The sequence below is a fragment of the Aminobacter sp. NyZ550 genome (assembly GCF_025628925.2).
Lineage (GTDB): Bacteria > Pseudomonadota > Alphaproteobacteria > Rhizobiales > Rhizobiaceae > Aminobacter > Aminobacter ciceronei.
In genome coordinates, this window is the sequence record NZ_CP114190.1 from 3,874,417 (window position 1) to 3,892,855 (window position 18,439).

An 18,439-nucleotide genomic window follows, 5' to 3' on the forward strand; every position below is an offset into this window, starting at 1 on the left:
CCGGCTACACGCCAACTGCAACGGGAGCTGCCTGGACCTGGCTTCGCGCGCGAATACGCCGCGAGGCCAGGAGCAGGGCGAACGAGATGACGAAACAGTAGACCGCCATCGCCACGATCTGGCCGGGGTAGCTGACGCCGCCGTCGATCAGGAACCCGGTCAGTCCCGGCCCGATTGCCGAGGCGAACACGCCGGCGGAAACGATCAGCGCCCTGATCGAGCCAAGATGCTTGAGACCATAGACTTCAGGCCAGACGGCGCCGAATAACGTCGTCGACAGGCCGTTGGAAATGCCGAGCAGCGCCATGAAGCCGAAGGCGCTCCACTGCGCATCGACAAGTCCCAGCACCAGGCAGGCGAGGCCCAGCGGCAGCAATACGAAGGGCAGCAGCGAGATGCCCGAGAAACGGTCGATGAGCTGGCCGACGACAAGCGTGAAGGCGGCGTTGACCACCGCCGTCACCAGGAAAGACGATGCGAAGACCTCGAGCGACCAGCCACGCAATTCGACCAGATAGACCTGGTGGAAGAACAAGGTCGTCACGATCAGGCCCGGTGCCATGACGCCGAGAAGCAGCACGTAGAAGATCGGATCGCGGACCACCTCGCCTCGTGTCCAGTCGCGGGCATCGATCTGGCGTGCCACAGGATCCGACGAGCGCGGCTTGCGGTCCACTGCAACCAGCATGGCAATCGCGGGCACGGCGATGAACGCAATCAGTGTCGCCGCAATGAGCCAGCCATTGCGCCAGCCAACCGAAGCGGCGATCAACACGAACCCCATTGGGATGATAGCGTCGCCGGCGTTGTGGCCTAGAATGATTGTCGAAAGCGCCCGCCCCCTTTGCGCCGAAAACCAACGCGCGGTTGCGGTGTAGGCGGAGTGCACCATCATGCCCTGGCCAAACAGCCGCAGCAGATAGATGGTCGCGAACAACAGGACGAAGTGCTGCGACAGCGCCATCGATGCGCTCGCCAGTGCCAGCATCGGCACGATGAACAGCGCCACCTTCTGCGCGCTGTAACGGTCGACGATCTGTCCGAGCCGCGGCAGGCTCAACGCGCTGGCCAGCGTGGCGACCATGTAGAGCGTGCCGAACTCGCCATGCGACAGCCCATAGTCGCGGCGGATGTCGCCGGCCGACAGCGCGATGAACGACGTCATGCCGAAGGTCGAAAAGAAGGTGAGCAGGAAGCCGCCGGCGAGCCAGCGCGGATTGTCCCGAACGAAGGAGATGTAGGACACGCGCCCGGTCTATTCTTGGGTTCCCGGCTGCCTCGACAGGCGCATGTAGATGCCATCCCTCGATGTCACGAAGCCGAATTTCTCATAGAGGCTGTGCGCGTCCGAGGTCCTGAGCGAGAAGCCGGTCACGGTCGCAAGCCCGGGATAATCGAGCAAAGCCCGGATCAACTTCTGGCCGATGCCGAGGCCACGCCGCTCGGGCCAGACAATGACGTCGGCGACATAGGCGAAGCAGGCATAGTCGGTGATGGCCCGGGCGAAACCGACTTGTTCGCCATCGACATAGGCGCCCAGGCACAGCGAATTGGCAAAAGCCCGACGATGGATCTCGTCGGTCCGGCCCTCGCCCCAATAGCTCGCCTTGATGACGTCCGACGTCTTGTCGAAGTCGATGCGCGACACGTCGAAACTGATCTCGACCTCGGTCATGAACCCTCCGGTCTGCTGGCGGTTTTCAGTTCAGTTCCAGCGACTTAGCCACGATCCCTGAATCTGTTCGTGATCGGGTAGCGGCGATCGCGGCCGAAATTCTTCCTGGTGATCTTCACGCCCGGTGCCGCCTGCCGGCGCTTGTATTCGGCGATGTAGAGCAGGTGCTCTATCTTGTGGACCGTATCGCGATCATGACCGCGGGAGACGATGTCATCGACGCCCATCTCGTTCTCGACCAGGCATTCGAGGATATCGTCGAGCACCGGATAGGGCGGCAGCGAATCCTGGTCGGTCTGGTTGGGCCTGAGTTCCGCAGACGGCGCCTTGTCGATGATGTTTTTCGGAATGACCTCGCCCGAGGGGCCGAGCGCCCCCGGCGGCACATGCGTGTTGCGCCAGCGCGACAGCGCATAGACCTGCATCTTGTAGAGGTCCTTGATCGGATTGAAGCCGCCATTCATGTCGCCATAGAGCGTGGCATAGCCGACCGACATCTCGCTCTTGTTGCCGGTCGTCACCACCATCGAGCCGAACTTGTTGGACACCGCCATCAGGATCGTGCCGCGGGCGCGGCTCTGCAGGTTCTCTTCGGTGATGCCTTCCTTGGTGCCCTCGAACAGCTGCGTCAGCGCATGCGAGAAACCGTCGACCGGCTCATGGATGGGCACGATGTCGTAACGGCAGCCGAGCGCCCGGGCGCAATCCTCGGCGTCCTTGAGCGAATCCTTCGAGGTATAGCGATAAGGCATCATGATCGCCCTGAGCCGCTCCTCGCCGAGCGCGTCGACGGCGAGTGCCGCGCAGATCGCCGAATCGATGCCGCCGGAAAGGCCAAGCACGACGTTCTTGAAGCCGTTCTTGTTGACGTAGTCGCGCAGGCCCAGCAGGCAGGCGCGATAATCGGCCTCCTCGCGCTCGGGGATTTTCGACATCGGCCCTTCGACGCAGGCCCAGCCTTCGTCGCCGCGCTTCCAGGTTGTCATCGCCACCGTCTCTTCGAACTGGCTCATCTGGAACGCCAGCGAATGGTCGGCGTTGATGGCGAAGGAGGCGCCGTCGAAGACGAGTTCGTCCTGCCCGCCGAGCTGGTTGGCATAGAGCAGCGGCAGGCCGCTCTCGATCACCTGACGGATCGCCACCTGATGGCGCACGTCCATCTTGGCGCGATAATAGGGTGAGCCGTTGGGCACGAGCAGGATTTCAGTACCACTCTCGGCCAGCGTCTCGCAGACGCCGAGCTCACCCCAGATGTCCTCGCAGATCGGGATACCGATGCGAACGCCACGGAAATTGATCGGACCCGGCATGTCGGGACCGGGCTGGAACACACGCTTTTCGTCAAACTCGCCATAGTTGGGCAGGTCGACCTTGAAGCGCTCGGCAACGACCTTGCCGCCATCGGCGACGATGACCGCATTGTGCACGCCGCTCTTGCGCTTGAGCGGCACGCCGATGATGACGCCGGGGCCGTTGTCGGCAGTATCTTTGGCAAGATCGTCCGCCGCGCGTTCGCAGGCCGCCAGAAAGGCCGGCTTGAGCACCAGATCCTCCGGCGGATAACCGGCGAGGAAAAGCTCGGTGAACAGCACCAGATCGGCGCCCTGGCGCGCAGCGTCCGCCCTCGCCTCGCGCGCCTTGGCAAGATTGCCCTTGATGTCGCCGACCGTCGGGTTGAGCTGGGCCACGGCGATGCGCAGGATATCGGGAGATTTTTTCGTCATGTCAGCGGTTTAGCCTGCGTTTTGAAGTCGGGCAATCGAGTTCGCTTGGGCCATCATTCGCCCATATAGCTCGCCAGTTCCTCGGCCGGTCGATTGACGCCGATCGACATGGAGAGAATGCGCGAGATATGGGCTCGCGGCAGCTTGGTCGCCTTTGCCCATTCATTGATCTGAGCCTGGATCTTGGCCTGATCCTTCTTTGACGTCGCTGCCTCGCCGATGTCGAGGCCCGCATCGCGCAGGGCCAGGACCATGTCCCGCGACAGGATGAAGGTGTCCCAGCCCAGCCAGCGCAACAGATATTGGCCGGTGTTGCCGCCGAGCCGGCTGCCATGCTTGCCGAGATAGGCCGTCAGCCCGACCTGGTCGTCGGCCGGCCAGCTAGCCAAAAACTTGCCGAAGCTGCCGTGCTCCCGCGAGACGCGCTCGACGAAGGTCGCATTGTCGCGCACCGAGCGGATCTTTTGTGGATTGCGCACGATGCGCTTGTCGGACGCGAGGTCGTGCCAGAAGTCGTCGGGCTGGAACAGAAGCCGTTTCGGCTCGAAATGCAGAAACGCCTCCTCGAAACCGGGCCATTTCTGCTCGATGACGCGCCAGACGAAACCAGCGGCGAAGACACGCTCCGCCATTGTCGACAGGATCCGGTCGTCGGGCACCTTGGCGAGCGTAGAATTGTCGAACGCCGGCCCCAGCAGCGACTTCAGCACCGCCTCGCCGCCCTTGCGCTCGGCGGCGCGGGCCCTGATCCTGGCGAAGTCCATCATTCCATTCCCTCGCAACCGCATTTTGGCGACATCGCCAGCTATCTTCATATAAGGATTCGTGGCTGCCAAGCAGCCGAATGGAAAGCGGGGGCGTGCAAATGAACAAGACCGTGGCTGACCTTGCCGGACGATGGCTGAAGCGCACGCCGGAGCATTTGAGCGAACTCGAGCACAAGGTCCTGCAGAGCGCGATCGATCGCAGGCCGGTCTCGCGCAACGTCAATGACAGCGTCGCCCACCATGAAAGCCGGGGCGAACGACTTGCCGACGGCATCGCCCGCGTCGGCGGCTCCTGGAGCTTCATCCTCGGCTTCCTGGGTTTCCTCGTCGTCTGGACGGTGCTCAATGCCTGGCTGCTGGGATCCGGCTCGTTCGATCCCTACCCATTCATCTTCCTCAATCTTGTGCTGTCGATGTTGGCGGCGATCCAGGCACCGATCATCATGATGTCGCAGAACCGGCAGGCCGAGCGCGACCGCATCGATGCCTCGCACGACTATGCCGTCAACCTGAAGGCCGAGATCGAGATCATGGCGCTGCACGAGAAACTTGATGAGATCCGCTTCCAGGAGATCATTCTGCTGCGCGAGCAGGTGCAGCAGCTGACTGTCCAGGTCCAGCGCATTGCCGACTCCTCCGCACCTCAGTCGCCCGCTCGATGATCGAAACCCTTCACCACCTCGTCGAGCGCTTCGGGCTTCTCGCCGTCTTCATCGGCTGCATGGCCGAAGGCGAGAGCTTTGCCATCCTCGGCGGCTTCTTCGCCCATCAGCGGTTTTTCGAACCGTGGAGCGCCTTTGCCGTGGCCGCGACAGGCGCCTTTCTCGGCGACACGCTGTTCTTCATCCTTGGACGGCGGTTCTCCAACCACAAATGGGTGCGATTGCTGCGCCGCAGGCCTGGCTTCAGCCATGCCTTCCGCCTGGTGCAGGCGCATCCCAACCTGTTCGTACTCGGCAACCGCTACGTCTACGGCATGCGACTGGCCGGCGGTATCGCCGCAGGCCTGTCGCGCATCCCGGTCTCGCTGTTTCTGGCCCTCAACGGCCTGTCGGCGCTCGTCTGGGCCGGCATCTTCGTCAGCCTCGGCTACGTATTCGGCCTCGGCGCCGAGCACATCCTCGGCGACACGCTGAAGGCGCACCACCGGCTGTTTCTCGGACTTGGCATCGGCATCGCCGTGGCGCTGGGAACCTGGCTCCTGGCCCGCCACATCGCCCGCAGGCAGCCGAAGGACTAGTCCGAGCCCACCAGTTCCCGGTCGCCGCGATCGAGAATGAGCGGGATGATCAGGTCTTCCTCGTCATCCAGATGCCGCGTCAGCATGGCGACAAGCCGCGCATTCTCGTCGGCATAGGCGTCGGCGGCAAAGCGTTGCTTGTCCTCATTTTCCTGCAGCGCCTGGATGAACGCGTTGGCCGAGTCTGCATTGCGCTCCAGCGCCTCATGGATCAGGTGATGGTCGGCGTCGAGGATCTCGAAGCCTCGCTTCAGCCGGCTTTCAGCCTTGGCGAAGACAGGAAAATAGTGATGGTCCTCGACATTGTGGTGGCCATCGAGATTGCCGAGGAAATGGTTCAGCCGCGGCGCGAACCAGCGGGCGAATTGCTGCGCGTCCATGCGGCCCTCGCGATAATCGCCAATGCCTGCGGTCAGCATGCCGCCCAGCTCGCGGAACATGTCGTGACGCTGCAGCCACATCGAGGCCATGCCATGGACGTTGTCGTGGGCGCGCCAGTCCTCGCGCGGATACTTGGCGACGAGCCAACGCAGGTCCTCCGGCAGGCCGGCGCGCGTCTCGAGGTGGTGGATATCGGCCTTGTCAGCCATATCGGTCTCCTTTGGTAACCGACATGTAGGTACGCGACCTTCAGATCGGAAGCCCGGCCAGGCGCTCGGCGATGGCGTAGACCCAGACGCCCAGCACGATGACGATCGAGATCAGCACGGCGAGCGAGCCGCAGTCCTTGGCAAGTTGGATGTCGATGTTGAATTCGCGGCTGACGGCGTCGCACGCCGCCTCGATGCCGGTGTTCAGCACCTCGACTGTGATCAGGAACAGGATCGATCCGATCAGCAGCGCGTAGCCGCCCCAGGTGCCTGCCACGAACCAGCCGATCGGCAGGGCTGCGACGAGCAGCATGATTTCCTGCTGGAATGCCGCCTCGGAGCGGATCAGTCGCGAGAATGCCCGCACCGAGTTCTGGAAAGCCTTGACCAGCCGCTCCATGGAATGCCCTTTCAATTCGATCGAAGCGGCATCATTTAGCGGCTCGACGCTCAGTCGAACAGATATGAATCGTTGGCAAAGAAGCCGTGATCGATCGAATCGTGCACGCGACGGCCCTTCGCACCCTCACCTGCCGCACCGTAAGCGAAGAAGATCGGCATCAGATGTTCGTCGGTCGGGTGGTTCTCCCCAGGGAAAGGCGCCTTGTCCTTCCAGTGCAGCAGCGCTTCGGTATCGCCGAGCGCCAGCCTGTCGGCGAACCATTCGGTGAACGCATGCACCTTGCCGGCCAGCGCGGGATCGGGTTCGGCTCCGCGCCGAAGCCGACTGAAATAGGCGCGCAGATTGTGGGTGATGTGGCCTGAGCCGATCAGCAGTACGCCTTCGTGGCGCAATGACGCCAGCGCCTTGCCGATGGCATGATGCCAAGCGGCATCGCGACTGGGGTCGATCGACACCTGAACCACGGGAATGTCGGCGTCGGGGAACGCCAGCTTGAGCGGCGTCCATGTGCCGTGGTCATAGCCGCGCTTCTCGAACGTATGCGGCTTCAGGCCGGTTTGATCGAGCATGCCGAACACTCTTTCGGCCAGGGCAGGTTCGCCGACGGCCGGATAGATCATCTTGTAGAGCTCGGGCGCGAAGCCGCCGAAATCGTATATCATGCCCGGCTTGGGGTCCGTCACGACGGCGACGCCGGCGGTCTCGAAATGCGCCGAGACGATCACAATGGCTTTGGGCTTCTCGACGAGACCCGAGAGGCCTTCGAGATAATGGCGCGCCGGCGTGTCGGCCAAAACGATGTCGGGGCCGCCATGCGAAATGAAAAGTGTGGGCAACGAGGTCATGTCATGTCTCCTTGCCCTGAAATATACGCGCTCCTCACTGTTTCGAGCAGAGCGCCGAACCACGACGAAGCGTTCAACAATCGAGAACGATCGACAGTCTCCCGTTCAATCCTCCAGCACTTTGAGCGAAGGCGACGACCGTTCGTATCGCGGCAAGTCGTCATCGATCTCGTAATATGAGCCTTTGTCGGCGATGAAGATGTGATAGCCGCCAACCAGCGACGACGGCTCCTCGAACGAACCGGCCATGATCGAAACGTAGCCTTCGTCGTTCGGCTTCCAGAGCATCACCGAGCCGCAACGACTGCAGAAGCCGCGCCGGGCGAAGCTTGACGCGGCAAACCACGTCACGTTCTCACCGCCTTCGATATCGACCATGTCGTCATTGATATTGGTTGCAGCGTAGTCGTGGCCGCTCAGCTTCCGGCACATGTTGCAAAAATTGCGCGACCGACTCTGGATCGTCGGCAACAGTTCCGTTGTGCCAGTCGGCAAACACCGGAGACAATCCCATCCCAGGCCGGCTACCTGTCCGGCTCATAAATGCGATCGTGGTGCACGTCATGAACGACAATGAACATACAACAACGCTCAGGCCGGCACGGAGCGGGGACGGACGAGCGGTGTTTGACGTGACGCGACATTCCGTGCGTGAGCTGGCGAAGGAGCACTATTCCGCCGAACAGATTGCCGGATGGATGGGCGATCGGACGCCGGACACTTACGAAGCCCCCATTGCCAAAGGGCTGATGGTTGTTGCCGAGCGAGGCGACAGGATCGTCGGCTTCGTCGATTCCGAGCCAGGTGAGGTGACGCGGCTGTTCCTTGTTGCCGACGCGGCAGGATCAGGTCTCGGCAAAAAACTGCTCGAAATCGGCATCCGGAATGCACGAAGGAACCATGAAGGGCCGGTCCGGATAGAATCGACCGTCAATGCCGAGGGCTTCTATCTCCACCACGGCTTTCGCGCGGTCGAGCGAGGCTATTTCTCCCACGGTGTCGGTGGCGACCCGATCGAGATCGTGCACATGGAACTGTGAGCTGCACTGTCTTGCACCAGCAAGGTCGGATCGCTACATCCGCGACATGAAGGTAAAAGACGCCGATATCATCATCGTGCCCGGATACACCAATTCGGGGCCCGCCCACTGGCAGAGCCGCTGGGAAGAAAAGCTGTCGACCGCACGCCGCGTCGAGCAGGACGAGTGGTCGAAGCCGGTCCGCGGGGACTGGACGGACAAGGTCGTCAAGGCAGTGAACGCGGCGGAGCGGCCGGTGGTGCTCGTTGCCCACTCGCTCGGCATTCCGACGGTCATCCACGCCATTCCAGGCTTCAAGAAATTCGTGGCCGGCGGCTTCTTCGTGGCGCCGCCTGATGTGTCCAACCCGGCCCTCAAGCCGAAACACCTGATGACCTTCGGCCCCTACCCGCGCGATCCGCTGCCGTTTCCGTCAGTCGTCGTCGCTAGCCGCAACGACCCGTATTGCGCGCTCGACGTCGCCGAGGACATCGCGGCGGCCTGGGGCTCGCTGTTCATCGACGCCGGCGATTCAGGCCACATCAACGCCGATTCCGGCCATGGGCCGTGGCCGGAGGGATCGATGGTATTCGCGCAGTTCCTGTCGCGGCTGGAAAGCTAGCCCAAAGACTTCTTGAGGTCCGCCAGAAGACCCGCGGCGCCGGCCGCGATCAGCTGGTGCTCGGAGCCTGTCGCCAGCAACTGGTAACCCATGTCGACGAAACGTCCCGCGATCCTGGGATCGGTGACGTAGATGCCGGCATGCTTGCCGGCGGCACGGGTCCGCCTGCCGACATCGGCGACCGTTTCCATCATCGCTTCGAGCGTCGAGTTGATCGTCTCGCCCTTCGTCCAGGCGATGGAGAAATCACCCGGCCCAAGGAAGATGCCGTCGATGCCGGGCGTTTCCAGGATGCCGTCGAGCACGGCAACCGCCGCATGGGTCTCGACCATGGCAAAGGAAACGGTGCGGGCATTGCTTTCCTTCAGCCACTTGACCGAATCCTTGCTGCCGTGACGAGGCGCTGCGAAGGTTGGGCCCCAGGAGCGCTCCCCCAGCGGCGGATATTTCATCGCGGCGGCAAAGCGCCGGGCATCCTCGACCGAATTGACCATCGGCGCGATGACCGCCTCGGCACCGAAGTCGAGCGCGCGGCTCGCCATGTCGAATCGGCCAACCGGAACCCGGACGATCGAATGCTTGCCCGCCCGGAGCACCGGCGCGATCGAGCGCAGCACGCTGTCTTCATTGTGGCCGCCATGCTGCATGTCGAGGGTGACGGCATCGAAGCCTTGCCCGGCAAGGATTTCGACCGTCAGCGCATCCGGCACGCCGGACCAGGCGGTGATGATGGTCTCGTTGGCGTGCAGTCTCTCGGCAAGCGACATCTTTCTCTCCCTCAGGTCGTAGCCATTTCAACCGGAAGCTGGCATCGGCGCAAACAAAAACCGCCCGGGATGCGGGCGGTTCGTTGGTCCAGGGCTGCAGAAACTCGCGCCCCGGCATCCAGCATTTGGTCTTGATCAGGTGTTCTTGATCTGGTCGATCGCCTGCGCCATCAGCTCGTCCATGGTGCGGCGGATCTGATGATCGGACTGGTCGACGCCGGCGGCGTCGAAATCAGCGCGGATCTTGCGGAAGACGTCATGGTCGCCGGCTTCCTCGATGTCGGAAACCACGACTTCCTTGGCGTAGGCCTCGGCGTCGGCACCCGACTTGCCAAGCTTTTCGGCAGCCCAGAGGCCGAGCGCCTTGTTGCGCCGCGCATTTGCCTTGAAGCGCAGTTCTTCGTCGAAGACGAACTTGCGCTCAAAACCTTCTTCGCGGTCCTTCATGTTGCTCATGGCAATCCTCCAGGGAGTGGGAAATCGATTCGACTTCCGGTGCATATGATATCGACTTCCTCAAACCAAAAGCCCGCCGCCCGGTCAATACGTCTCTTTTGAGCTGTTTGCCTGTGCGGTGCGGCATTTCCGCAGCAAAAGGCGTTAATTGGCAGGAAATGATGATTGAGCAATTGGCCCGATTAAGATAGAGACCGGCCTTGAAACCCACAGCCGCCGCGGCTTTGCGGCGTGAGAAAGGGACCGGTAGCTTGCCGTCCACCCTTCCAACCAGAGAAACAATCAAATGAAGAGTCGCCGCCGCATCTACGAAGGCAAGGCCAAGATCCTTTATGAAGGCCCCGAGCCGGGTACCCTGATCCAGTTTTTCAAGGACGACGCCACCGCTTTCAACAAGAAGAAGCATGAAGTCGTCGACGGCAAGGGCGTGCTCAACAACCGCATTTCCGAGCACATATTCAACCACCTGAACCGCATGGGCATTCCGACCCACTTCATCCGTCGGCTCAACATGCGCGAGCAGCTGATCAAGGAAGTCGAGATCATCCCGCTCGAGGTCGTTGTCCGCAACGTCGCCGCCGGCTCGCTGGCCAAGCGCCTCGGCATCGAGGAAGGCACCGTGCTGCCGCGCTCGATCATCGAGTTCTACTACAAGGCCGACGCGCTCGACGACCCGATGGTCTCCGAAGAGCATGTCACGGCCTTCGGCTGGGCGAGCCCGCAGGAAATCGACGACATCATGGCGCTGGCCATTCGCGTCAACGACTTCCTCTCCGGCCTGTTCATGGGCGTCGGTATCCAGCTGGTCGACTTCAAGATCGAATGCGGCCGCCTGTTCGAGGGCGACATGATGCGCATCGTGGTCGCCGACGAGATTTCGCCCGACAGCTGCCGCCTGTGGGACGTCGCCACCCAGGACAAGCTCGACAAGGACCGCTTCCGCCGCGACATGGGCGGGCTGGTCGAAGCCTATCAGGAAGTGGCGCGCCGTCTCGGCATCATGAACGAGAACGAGACGCCCCGTCCGACCGGGCCGGTCCTCGTCAAGCACTGACAAATCCAAGCACGGGCGCGAGTAACTTCGCGCCCGACTGTTTTCCATTTCTGCTCCGGAGTGAAATGCCCGTGATCAAGGCCCGCGTCACCGTCACCCTCAAGAACGGCGTGCTCGACCCCCAAGGCAAGGCTATCGAACATGCGCTCGACGGCCTCGGCTTCGGCGGCGTCGGTTCGGTACGCCAGGGCAAGGTCTTCGACGTCGAAATCGACGGCGCCGACAAGGCCAAGGCGGAAGCCGACCTCAACGCCATGTGCGAGAAGCTTCTGGCGAATACGGTGATCGAGAATTACGCAGTGGAGATTGCCTGACGTGAAATCAGCGGTCGTTCTCCTCCCCGGCCTGAACCGCGACCGCGACATGATCGCGGCGCTGACCAAGATTTCGGGCAAGGCGCCCGTTACCGTCTGGCAGACCGACACCGAAATCCCCGATGTCGACCTGATCGCCATTCCCGGCGGCTTCTCCTTCGGCGACTATCTGCGTTGCGGCGCGATCGCAGCCCGCATGCCGGTGATGCGCGCGGTGGCCGAGAAGGCCGCCAAGGGCGTGCAGGTCGTCGGCGTCTGCAACGGCTTCCAGATCCTGGTCGAGGCCGGCCTGCTGCCGGGCGCCCTGATGCGCAACGCTTCGCTGAAGTTCGTCTGCCGCGAAGTAAAGCTGGAGATCGCCAACGCCAACACCGCCTTTACGCGCAACTACGCGGCCGGCCAGATCATCCGCTGCCCGGTGGCGCATCACGACGGCAACTATTTTGCCGATCCCGAGACGCTGGCGCGCATCGAGGGCGAAGGCCAGGTCGTGGTCCGCTACGCCGAGGGCACCAACCCGAACGGCTCGATCAACGACATTGCCGGCATCATCAATGACAAGGGCAACGTGCTCGGACTGATGCCGCATCCGGAAAACCTGATCGAGGCAGCGCATGGCGGCGACGATGGCCGCGCGTTGTTCGAGAGCGCACTCGGGCTGCCCAAGGCAGCCTGAGCGAACCTCCTCCCCTCACCCTCTGAAAAGGCTGGTATCGGCGCATGAAGACTCTGCGGATTCTGGCGGCAACGGCCGCGGTCATCGGCCTCGCCGCCTGCAATTCCGGCCCGAAGACGCCGCCGCCCTCGTCATCCGGCAAGAGCGCTTCGCTGCGTTCGATGGAACAGGTGGCGATCGCTGCGCACAAATGCTGGTTCGCCAGCAAGGATCCGGCCTTCAAGAAGTACCAGATGGCCAATGAGCTGAACAATTTCGGCGGCACGCCGCGGTTCCTGCTCGTGCCGGCCAAGCAGTATGGCGCGCGCCCGCTGCTGGTCGTGCAGGCACAGGGCAATTCCAGCCAGGTCCAGGTGTTCGGCCCGCTGATGAGCGAAGCGCTCGGCAACCGGATCACATCTGACATCAATCGCTGGCGCAGCGGCGACGCGTCCTGCGGCTCGGCCACCTGACGGACCGACAAATCGTCAATTACCCGCCTCTCGTGCCCGCCTCGGGGCAAAAGAGGTGGAGGCACCAGGGGCGCGCCTCCACCTGAACCGAACCGTCAGTGGGTCGTGACGGCCCGTGACCATGGGAGTGGGCCGCATCGGCCCGAAAGCCGAACCCGGCTTTCGAAAAGTCCGATGCGAAAACGCAAGGATCGAGAGCGCCCACTTATGCGTCCTCACGGACGCACGGCGCTCTAGTCGTAGAAGGGGCGTAGCCCTTCGCGATAGGCGTCGCAGCGCGAAATTCCGATATCGGCGAGCTGGTCGTCGGTCAGCTCCAGCAGCGCCAGCCTGGTGCGCCGGCGCTCCATGCAAAACGCCAGCCAGCGCACGAAGCCGCGTATACCGCTGCGCTTCCCGTGCGGAGATGCAGCCGTGGCAACTCCGCCAATTGCATCGATTGTACTCATTTTTACTGTCCACATTGTGTCTATTTGTGACGATCAATGCTATGAATTGACTCAACGACGATAGCAATTTAGGAATTGTCACCATGACAATTTGGCTTCCCGACCTCTCCTCCGGCTCCGGCCCGCTCTATCTCAGGCTGGCCGAGCGGATCGAGCACGATATCGACAACGGCATACTCGCCTCCGGTGCCAAGCTGCCGCCGCAGCGCGACTTGGCCTACGACATCGGCGTGACCATCGGCACTGTCGGCCGCGCCTACGCGCTGCTGCGCGAACGCGGGCTGGTCAGCGGCGAGGTCGGCCGCGGTACCTATGTGCTGGAGCGCAACGGCATCCAGCCCTCCATCATCGAGCCCGCGCCCCTGCCCCATGAGGGATCGCGGCCAGTCGAGGCGCCGGCGGGCAAGCTGCATTTCGACAGCACGGCTGCGCCCAATGTCGGGCAGAACAGTACAATCGAGACAATCACCACGACGATCTGCCGCGACTTTCCCGACGACGTCGCGAGCTATGCCCGGAACTTCCCCGAGCACTGGTTCAGGGCCGGCAGCGCCTGGCTGGGCCGCAATGGCTTTGCTCCTTCGCCCGACACGATCGTGCCGACGCTCGGCGCGCATGCGGCGATCGTTTCGATCATCGCGGCGGTGACGCAGCCGGGCGACTTCATCGTGTTCGAGCACCTGACCTATACGCAGGTGGCGCGCAGCGCCGGACTGATCGGGCGCCGCATGGCGCTTGTCCGGTCGGACGCACACGGCATCTACCCCGCTGATTTCGAGGCCGTCTGCGCACAGAAGCATCCGAAGGTCGCCTTCCTGATGCCGACAGTGCAGAACCCGACCGGCGCGACCATGCCGGCCGAGCGTCGCGCCGCGATCGCCGACGTCGCGCGCAGGTACAATGTGCTGCTGATCGAGGACGATCTGTATGGCGCCCTGACCGATGATCGCACGCCGCTGCTGGCGGAATTTGCACCCGAGCGGGTCTTCGTCGTCGGCGGTCTGTCGAAATCTGTCGCCGCCGGCGTACGCGGCGGCTGGTTGTCCTGCCCGGCGCATTTCCGGCACAGTATCCGCGTCGCCCACAAGATGGTCACCGGCGGCATGCCGTACCTTCTGGCGGAACTGTGCGCGCAACTGGTGCTGTCAGGCGAAGCCGCCGCCATTCGCGCCCGCTCCATCGCCGAGATCAATGCGCGCCTCGACATCGTGCGCAAGACGCTCGACGGCAGCGACTTCAACATCGCCGCCAACATCCCCTTCGTCTGGCTGGCCCTGCCAGAGCCTTGGAATTCAGGGACATTCAAGAATGCCGCCTATGGCCAGGGCGTGCTGGTCGACGACGAGGACGAGTTCAAGGCCGGCCGCTCCGACCAGGTTTTCCACCGCGTCCGGATCGGCATTTCGGCACCGCGCACGCGCAGCGAGGTCGAGGGCGGGCTGATCAAGCTGCGCCGCCTGCTCGACGAGGGTGACGCCGGCTACGACAGCTTCGGCTGAAACCCTGAGATCTCGGGCGGATGGCCGTTTCCGTGCCATAAAGGGTGACTTTCTGGCCATTGGCGGTATATCCCGGCGCAATCATGCGCTATGGAGCCACCAACGCTCCCCAACGGATTCTGCGATCTACGATGACCATTCAGAATGACGTGAAGATCACCGGCGAACTCATCGCCGCGCACGGGCTCAAGCCGGACGAATACCAGCGCATCCTCGACCTTGTCGGGCGCGAGCCGAGCTTTACCGAACTCGGCATCTTCTCGGCGATGTGGAACGAGCACTGCTCCTACAAGTCGTCGAAGAAGTGGCTGCGCACGCTGCCGACCAAGGGTGACGTCGTCATCCAGGGCCCCGGCGAAAACGCCGGCGTGGTCGACATCGGTGACGGCGACTGCGTGGTCTTCAAGATGGAGAGCCACAACCACCCTTCCTACATCGAGCCCTACCAGGGGGCTGCGACCGGCGTCGGCGGCATCCTGCGCGACGTCTTCACCATGGGTGCCCGCCCGGTTGCCTCGATGAACGCGCTGCGCTTCGGTGCGCCCGACCACCCCAAGACCCGCCACCTTGTGTCGGGCGTGGTTGCCGGCGTCGGCGGCTATGGCAATGCCTTCGGCGTGCCGACCGTCGGCGGCGAAGTGAATTTCGATGCCCGCTACAATGGCAACATCCTGGTCAACGCCTTTGCCGCCGGCCTCGCCAGGATCGACGGCATATTCCTGTCGCAGGCCAAGGGCGTCGGCCTGCCGGTCGTCTATCTCGGCGCCAAGACCGGCCGTGACGGCGTCGGTGGGGCGACCATGGCCTCGGCCGAGTTTGACGACAAGATCGACGAGAAGCGCCCGACCGTGCAGGTCGGCGATCCATTCACCGAAAAATGCCTGCTCGAGGCCTGCCTCGAGCTGATGGCTTCAGGCGCCGTCATCGCCATCCAGGACATGGGTGCAGCGGGTCTCACCTGCTCGGCCGTCGAGATGGGCGCCAAGGGTGACCTCGGCATCGAGCTCGACCTCGACAAGGTTCCGGTGCGCGAAGAGCGCATGAGCGCCTACGAGATGATGCTGTCGGAAAGCCAGGAGCGCATGCTCATGGTGCTGCGTCCCGAGAAGGAGAAGGAAGCGGAGGCGATTTTCGTCAAGTGGGGCCTCGATTTCGCCATCGTCGGCAAGACCACTGACGATTTGCGTTTCCGCGTCATCCACCAGGGCGTCGAAGTCGCCAATTTGCCGATCAAGGAGCTCGGTGACGAGGCGCCCGAATATGATCGCCCGTGGGTCGAGCCGGCCAAGCGCGCGCCGCTGGCTGACGACGACATACCACAAGCCGATGTCGCCGACGCACTGCTCAAGATGCTCGGCGGTCCAGATCTTTCGTCGCGCCGCTGGGTCTACGAGCAGTATGACACGATGATCCAGGGCAACACGCTGCAGCGCCCCGGCGGCGACGCAGGCGTGGTGCGTGTCGAGGGCCACGCCACCAAGGCGCTGGCGTTCTCGTCAGACGTGACGCCGCGCTATTGCGAGGCCGACCCCTATGAGGGCGGCAAGCAGGCGGTCGCCGAATGCTGGCGCAACCTGACCGCGACCGGTGCTATGCCGCTCGCCGCCACCGACAACCTCAATTTCGGCAATCCCGAGCGCCCTGAGATCATGGGCCAGTTCGTGAAGGCCGTGACCGGCATCGGCGACGCCTGCCGCGCGCTCGGCTTCCCGATCGTGTCGGGCAACGTCTCCCTCTACAACGAGACCAACGGCCAGGGCATCCTGCCCACGCCCACCATCGGTGGCGTCGGCCTGATCGACGACTGGTCGAAGATGGCCAAGGCCTGCTTTGCCAAGGAGGGCGAAGTGATCCTGCTGGTCGGCGGCCCGGCCCAGTGGGGCAGCCACCTTGCCCAGTCGATCTACATGCGCGACGTGCATGGCCGCACCGACGGCCCGCCGCCGGCTGTCGACCTCGAGCACGAGAAGAAGGTCGGCGACTTCGTGCGCAAGCTGATCCGCAGCGGCACGGCCACTGCCGTGCATGATCTGTCGGACGGCGGCCTTGCCGTAGCTCTTGCCGAAATGGCGATGGTCTCCGGCATCGGGGCGACTGTTCCGGGCCTCAGCGGCACCAACCCCATCCCGGTGTTCTTCGCCGAGGACCAGGGCCGTTACCTGGTCACCGTCAAGCTTGACCCGCAGTCGTCCGAGATGCAGGAATTGTGGAACGAAGCCAAGGCGCTCGGTATCCACGCTCCGTGGATCGGAACGACCGGCGGCAAGGAACTGAAGCTGGGCGAGGCACGGGCCGTGACGATCGACGAGTTGACCTCGGCTCACGAATCCTGGTTCCCTCGCTTCATGGACAACTGAGCGGGAACGACAAAAAATGGCAATGGACGCACACGACATCGAACGCATGATCAAGGAAGGCATTCCGGATGCCCGGGTGACCATCCGTGATCTCGCCGGCGATGGCGACCACTATGCCGCCGAGGTCGTCTCTGAAAGCTTCCGCGGCAAGACCCGCGTGCAGCAGCACCAGATGGTCTACGACGCGCTGAAGGGCAATATGGGCGGCGTGCTGCACGCACTCGCCCTGCAGACCAGCATTCCGGAATAGCCTGATGTCAGGCGCGGCTTCTCAGGGACTGCCCCGGAGAATGTCGCGCCTGCTGGCGCTCGCTGCCTGCGCAGTTATCGCCCCGACCGGGACCGGCAGGTCTCAATCTTCAACCGACTATCAAGCTATTGCCGCGGCGCGGCAGTTTTTCGCCAAGTTCGACCGCGGCGACTTCGCCGGCGCCTACCTGCACTTTGCCAAGCGCAGCCAGGCGGTCATCGGCTACGATTCCTGGCTTGCTTCATCAGCGACGACCGGTCCTGTCCAGCAAAGACGTTTCACCAGGACTGTCACCTACGAGCAGCCTGAAGGTCGTCTTGTCGCCGTCGAGTTCGACGGAGAATCGGCTGCGGGCGCCAAGGAGTGTGGTTATGTCGTTGTCGATCGTCTGGGCTTGGTCGTCCATGTCGACAGCACCAGAATTCCGGCGTCAGTCCTGAACGGTGTCTCCCGGGAAGAGCTGCTGAAACTCTCTTCATTGCCTGGGTGCGGCTGAGAGGCTGTGTCTCGATCAGGCTGCCCCTTGCACAGGCAAGTTACATGTCTGAAAACGAACCGATCGCGCGCCGCGCCTACGCCACCTTTGCCGACCGCTACGACGCGGCAGCTCCCACCAAGCCCCACAATGCACTCTATGAGCGGCCGGCGTCGCTGGCCCTGCTCGGCGATGTCGCCGGGCTCGACGTGGTCGATGCCGGCTGCGGCTCTGGCATCTGCTCGGAAAAGCTGGCGCGCGGCGGCGCCCGGGTCCGCGGCTTCGACATCACGCCCGAAATGCTGGAACTGGCGCGCAAGCGCTGCGCCGGTCTCGACGTCGCGTTCCACCAAGGCGATCTGGCCAGGCCCCTGGATTGGCTGGCGAGCGGCAGCACCGACGCGATCCTGTGTTCGCTGGCGCTCGACTATGTCGAAGACCTCAAGCCTGTCTTCGCCGAGTTTCATCGCATTACGCGCAGCGGAGGCCGTCTGGTGTTCTCGATGGGCCACCCGATGCGTGACTGGGCCGATCCCCGCGCACGCCGCGATGCCAACTACTTCACGACCAACCGCTGGGGCCTGCGTTGGGGCGGCTTTGGCGAGTCCAGGCCTTACGTCGAATCCTACCGTCGCCCGCTGCAGGACATTTTGAACGGCCTGAGCGATGCCGGCTGGCGTCTCGACCGTTTTGTCGAACCGCTGCCGGTGGCCGAGATGGCCGCCGTCGACCCCGAACACTTTGCCGAGCTCAGCCATTCGCCTGGGTTCATCTGCGTGCGGGCGATCAAGTAGGCCAGAAGGCC

24 protein-coding genes are annotated in these 18,439 nt (G+C 63.2%); 13 read left to right on the forward strand and 11 right to left on the reverse strand.

Translation table 11 applies throughout. The features are described from left to right. Nucleotides 1-4: 4 nt before the first annotated feature. From N7E70_RS19225 to N7E70_RS19240, 4 genes are read right to left on the reverse strand one after another with little or no spacing between them, the layout of a single operon-like run. Nucleotides 5-1,246 (reverse strand): MFS transporter, encoded by a 1,242-nt coding sequence (locus tag N7E70_RS19225; protein WP_263007310.1) that lies wholly within the window; start codon nucleotides 1,244-1,246, stop codon nucleotides 5-7. 9 nt (nucleotides 1,247-1,255) lie between these two features. Beyond that, nucleotides 1,256-1,675: a GNAT family N-acetyltransferase gene (locus N7E70_RS19230; RefSeq protein WP_263007311.1), complete on the reverse strand. Its 420-nt coding sequence runs from the start codon at nucleotides 1,673-1,675 to the stop codon at nucleotides 1,256-1,258. A gap of 44 nt (nucleotides 1,676-1,719) precedes the next feature. Then, nucleotides 1,720-3,399 (reverse strand): NAD+ synthase, encoded by a 1,680-nt coding sequence (locus tag N7E70_RS19235; protein ID WP_263007312.1) that lies wholly within the window; start codon nucleotides 3,397-3,399, stop codon nucleotides 1,720-1,722. Between the two features lie 53 nt (nucleotides 3,400-3,452). Next, nucleotides 3,453-4,166 (reverse strand): DNA-3-methyladenine glycosylase I, encoded by a 714-nt coding sequence (locus N7E70_RS19240; RefSeq protein WP_263007313.1) that lies wholly within the window; start codon nucleotides 4,164-4,166, stop codon nucleotides 3,453-3,455. A gap of 98 nt (nucleotides 4,167-4,264) precedes the next feature. On the opposite strand from N7E70_RS19240, the gene N7E70_RS19245 reads away from it, so the two are divergent. Together N7E70_RS19245 and N7E70_RS19250 are read left to right on the forward strand one after the other, a co-directional pair. Next, on the forward strand, nucleotides 4,265-4,828 hold the full coding sequence (locus N7E70_RS19245) for a DUF1003 domain-containing protein (protein WP_263007314.1): 564 nt from the start codon (nucleotides 4,265-4,267) through the stop codon (nucleotides 4,826-4,828). Beyond that, entirely contained in the window at nucleotides 4,825-5,406 is a 582-nt protein-coding gene (locus N7E70_RS19250) for a DedA family protein (RefSeq protein ID WP_067962584.1), read from the forward strand. Before N7E70_RS19245 ends, N7E70_RS19250 begins: the two co-directional genes overlap by 4 nt. Here N7E70_RS19250 and N7E70_RS19255 read toward each other — a convergent pair. The 4 genes from N7E70_RS19255 to N7E70_RS19270 form a co-directional block, all read right to left on the reverse strand. Continuing rightward, on the reverse strand, nucleotides 5,403-5,996 hold the full coding sequence (locus N7E70_RS19255) for a hemerythrin domain-containing protein (protein WP_067962587.1): 594 nt from the start codon (nucleotides 5,994-5,996) through the stop codon (nucleotides 5,403-5,405). The genes N7E70_RS19250 and N7E70_RS19255 overlap by 4 nt on opposite strands. 40 nt (nucleotides 5,997-6,036) lie before the next feature. Further along, the gene (locus N7E70_RS19260) at nucleotides 6,037-6,396 is read right to left on the reverse strand and encodes a diacylglycerol kinase (RefSeq protein ID WP_067962590.1); all 360 of its coding nucleotides are present in this window, start codon (nucleotides 6,394-6,396) and stop codon (nucleotides 6,037-6,039) included. 50 nt (nucleotides 6,397-6,446) lie between these two features. Next, nucleotides 6,447-7,244 (reverse strand): DODA-type extradiol aromatic ring-opening family dioxygenase, encoded by a 798-nt coding sequence (locus tag N7E70_RS19265; protein ID WP_263007315.1) that lies wholly within the window; start codon nucleotides 7,242-7,244, stop codon nucleotides 6,447-6,449. Between the two features lie 105 nt (nucleotides 7,245-7,349). Then, a complete protein-coding gene (locus N7E70_RS19270; RefSeq protein WP_263007316.1) occupies nucleotides 7,350-7,676 on the reverse strand; it encodes a GFA family protein in 327 nt (108 codons plus the stop codon). A gap of 131 nt (nucleotides 7,677-7,807) precedes the next feature. Here N7E70_RS19270 and N7E70_RS19275 point away from each other — a divergent pair, with 131 nt between their 5' ends. Continuing rightward, nucleotides 7,808-8,284, forward strand: a complete 477-nt coding sequence (locus N7E70_RS19275; RefSeq protein ID WP_263007335.1) for a GNAT family N-acetyltransferase — start codon at nucleotides 7,808-7,810, stop codon at nucleotides 8,282-8,284. Between the two features lie 46 nt (nucleotides 8,285-8,330). Continuing rightward, entirely contained in the window at nucleotides 8,331-8,885 is a 555-nt protein-coding gene (locus N7E70_RS19280; protein WP_192316827.1) for an RBBP9/YdeN family alpha/beta hydrolase, read from the forward strand. Here N7E70_RS19280 and N7E70_RS19285 read toward each other — a convergent pair. After that, on the reverse strand, nucleotides 8,882-9,652 hold the full coding sequence (locus tag N7E70_RS19285) for an HpcH/HpaI aldolase family protein (protein ID WP_192316829.1): 771 nt from the start codon (nucleotides 9,650-9,652) through the stop codon (nucleotides 8,882-8,884). The genes N7E70_RS19280 and N7E70_RS19285 overlap by 4 nt on opposite strands. 135 nt (nucleotides 9,653-9,787) lie before the next feature. Next, nucleotides 9,788-10,108, reverse strand: coding sequence for a DUF1476 domain-containing protein (locus tag N7E70_RS19290; RefSeq protein ID WP_067962605.1), 321 nt, complete (start codon nucleotides 10,106-10,108; stop codon nucleotides 9,788-9,790). 286 nt (nucleotides 10,109-10,394) lie between these two features. On the opposite strand from N7E70_RS19290, the gene purC reads away from it, so the two are divergent. The 4 genes from purC to N7E70_RS19310 all read left to right on the forward strand — a co-directional run bounded on the left by purC (nucleotide 10,395) and on the right by N7E70_RS19310 (nucleotide 12,604). Next, on the forward strand, nucleotides 10,395-11,162 hold the full coding sequence (gene purC / locus N7E70_RS19295; protein WP_067962607.1) for a phosphoribosylaminoimidazolesuccinocarboxamide synthase: 768 nt from the start codon (nucleotides 10,395-10,397) through the stop codon (nucleotides 11,160-11,162). Nucleotides 11,163-11,233: 71 nt separating this feature from the next. Continuing rightward, nucleotides 11,234-11,476, forward strand: a complete 243-nt coding sequence (gene purS / locus N7E70_RS19300; RefSeq protein WP_067966646.1) for a phosphoribosylformylglycinamidine synthase subunit PurS — start codon at nucleotides 11,234-11,236, stop codon at nucleotides 11,474-11,476. A gap of 1 nt (nucleotide 11,477) precedes the next feature. After that, nucleotides 11,478-12,152 carry a phosphoribosylformylglycinamidine synthase subunit PurQ gene (gene purQ, locus N7E70_RS19305; protein WP_185910145.1) on the forward strand — a complete coding sequence of 225 codons (675 nt, stop codon included), beginning with the start codon at nucleotides 11,478-11,480 and terminating at the stop codon, nucleotides 12,150-12,152. A 44-nt stretch (nucleotides 12,153-12,196) separates the two neighbouring features. Further along, on the forward strand, nucleotides 12,197-12,604 hold the full coding sequence (locus N7E70_RS19310; protein ID WP_263007317.1) for a hypothetical protein: 408 nt from the start codon (nucleotides 12,197-12,199) through the stop codon (nucleotides 12,602-12,604). Between the two features lie 233 nt (nucleotides 12,605-12,837). Here N7E70_RS19310 and N7E70_RS19315 read toward each other — a convergent pair whose 3' ends face one another. Beyond that, a complete protein-coding gene (locus N7E70_RS19315; protein WP_067962615.1) occupies nucleotides 12,838-13,053 on the reverse strand; it encodes a DUF1127 domain-containing protein in 216 nt (71 codons plus the stop codon). Between the two features lie 83 nt (nucleotides 13,054-13,136). On the opposite strand from N7E70_RS19315, the gene N7E70_RS19320 reads away from it, so the two are divergent. From N7E70_RS19320 to N7E70_RS19340, 5 genes are all read left to right on the forward strand, one after another. Continuing rightward, on the forward strand, nucleotides 13,137-14,552 hold the full coding sequence (locus tag N7E70_RS19320) for an aminotransferase-like domain-containing protein (protein ID WP_263007318.1): 1,416 nt from the start codon (nucleotides 13,137-13,139) through the stop codon (nucleotides 14,550-14,552). A 131-nt stretch (nucleotides 14,553-14,683) separates the two neighbouring features. Next, on the forward strand, nucleotides 14,684-16,909 hold the full coding sequence (gene purL, locus N7E70_RS19325) for a phosphoribosylformylglycinamidine synthase subunit PurL (RefSeq protein ID WP_263007319.1): 2,226 nt from the start codon (nucleotides 14,684-14,686) through the stop codon (nucleotides 16,907-16,909). Between the two features lie 16 nt (nucleotides 16,910-16,925). Continuing rightward, nucleotides 16,926-17,159: a BolA family protein gene (locus N7E70_RS19330; protein WP_263007320.1), complete on the forward strand. Its 234-nt coding sequence runs from the start codon at nucleotides 16,926-16,928 to the stop codon at nucleotides 17,157-17,159. A gap of 40 nt (nucleotides 17,160-17,199) precedes the next feature. Beyond that, the gene (locus N7E70_RS19335; protein ID WP_263007321.1) at nucleotides 17,200-17,655 is read left to right on the forward strand and encodes a hypothetical protein; all 456 of its coding nucleotides are present in this window, start codon (nucleotides 17,200-17,202) and stop codon (nucleotides 17,653-17,655) included. Between the two features lie 44 nt (nucleotides 17,656-17,699). Further along, nucleotides 17,700-18,428 (forward strand): class I SAM-dependent DNA methyltransferase, encoded by a 729-nt coding sequence (locus tag N7E70_RS19340; RefSeq protein WP_263007322.1) that lies wholly within the window; start codon nucleotides 17,700-17,702, stop codon nucleotides 18,426-18,428. The last annotated feature ends 11 nt before the right edge of the window (nucleotides 18,429-18,439 follow it).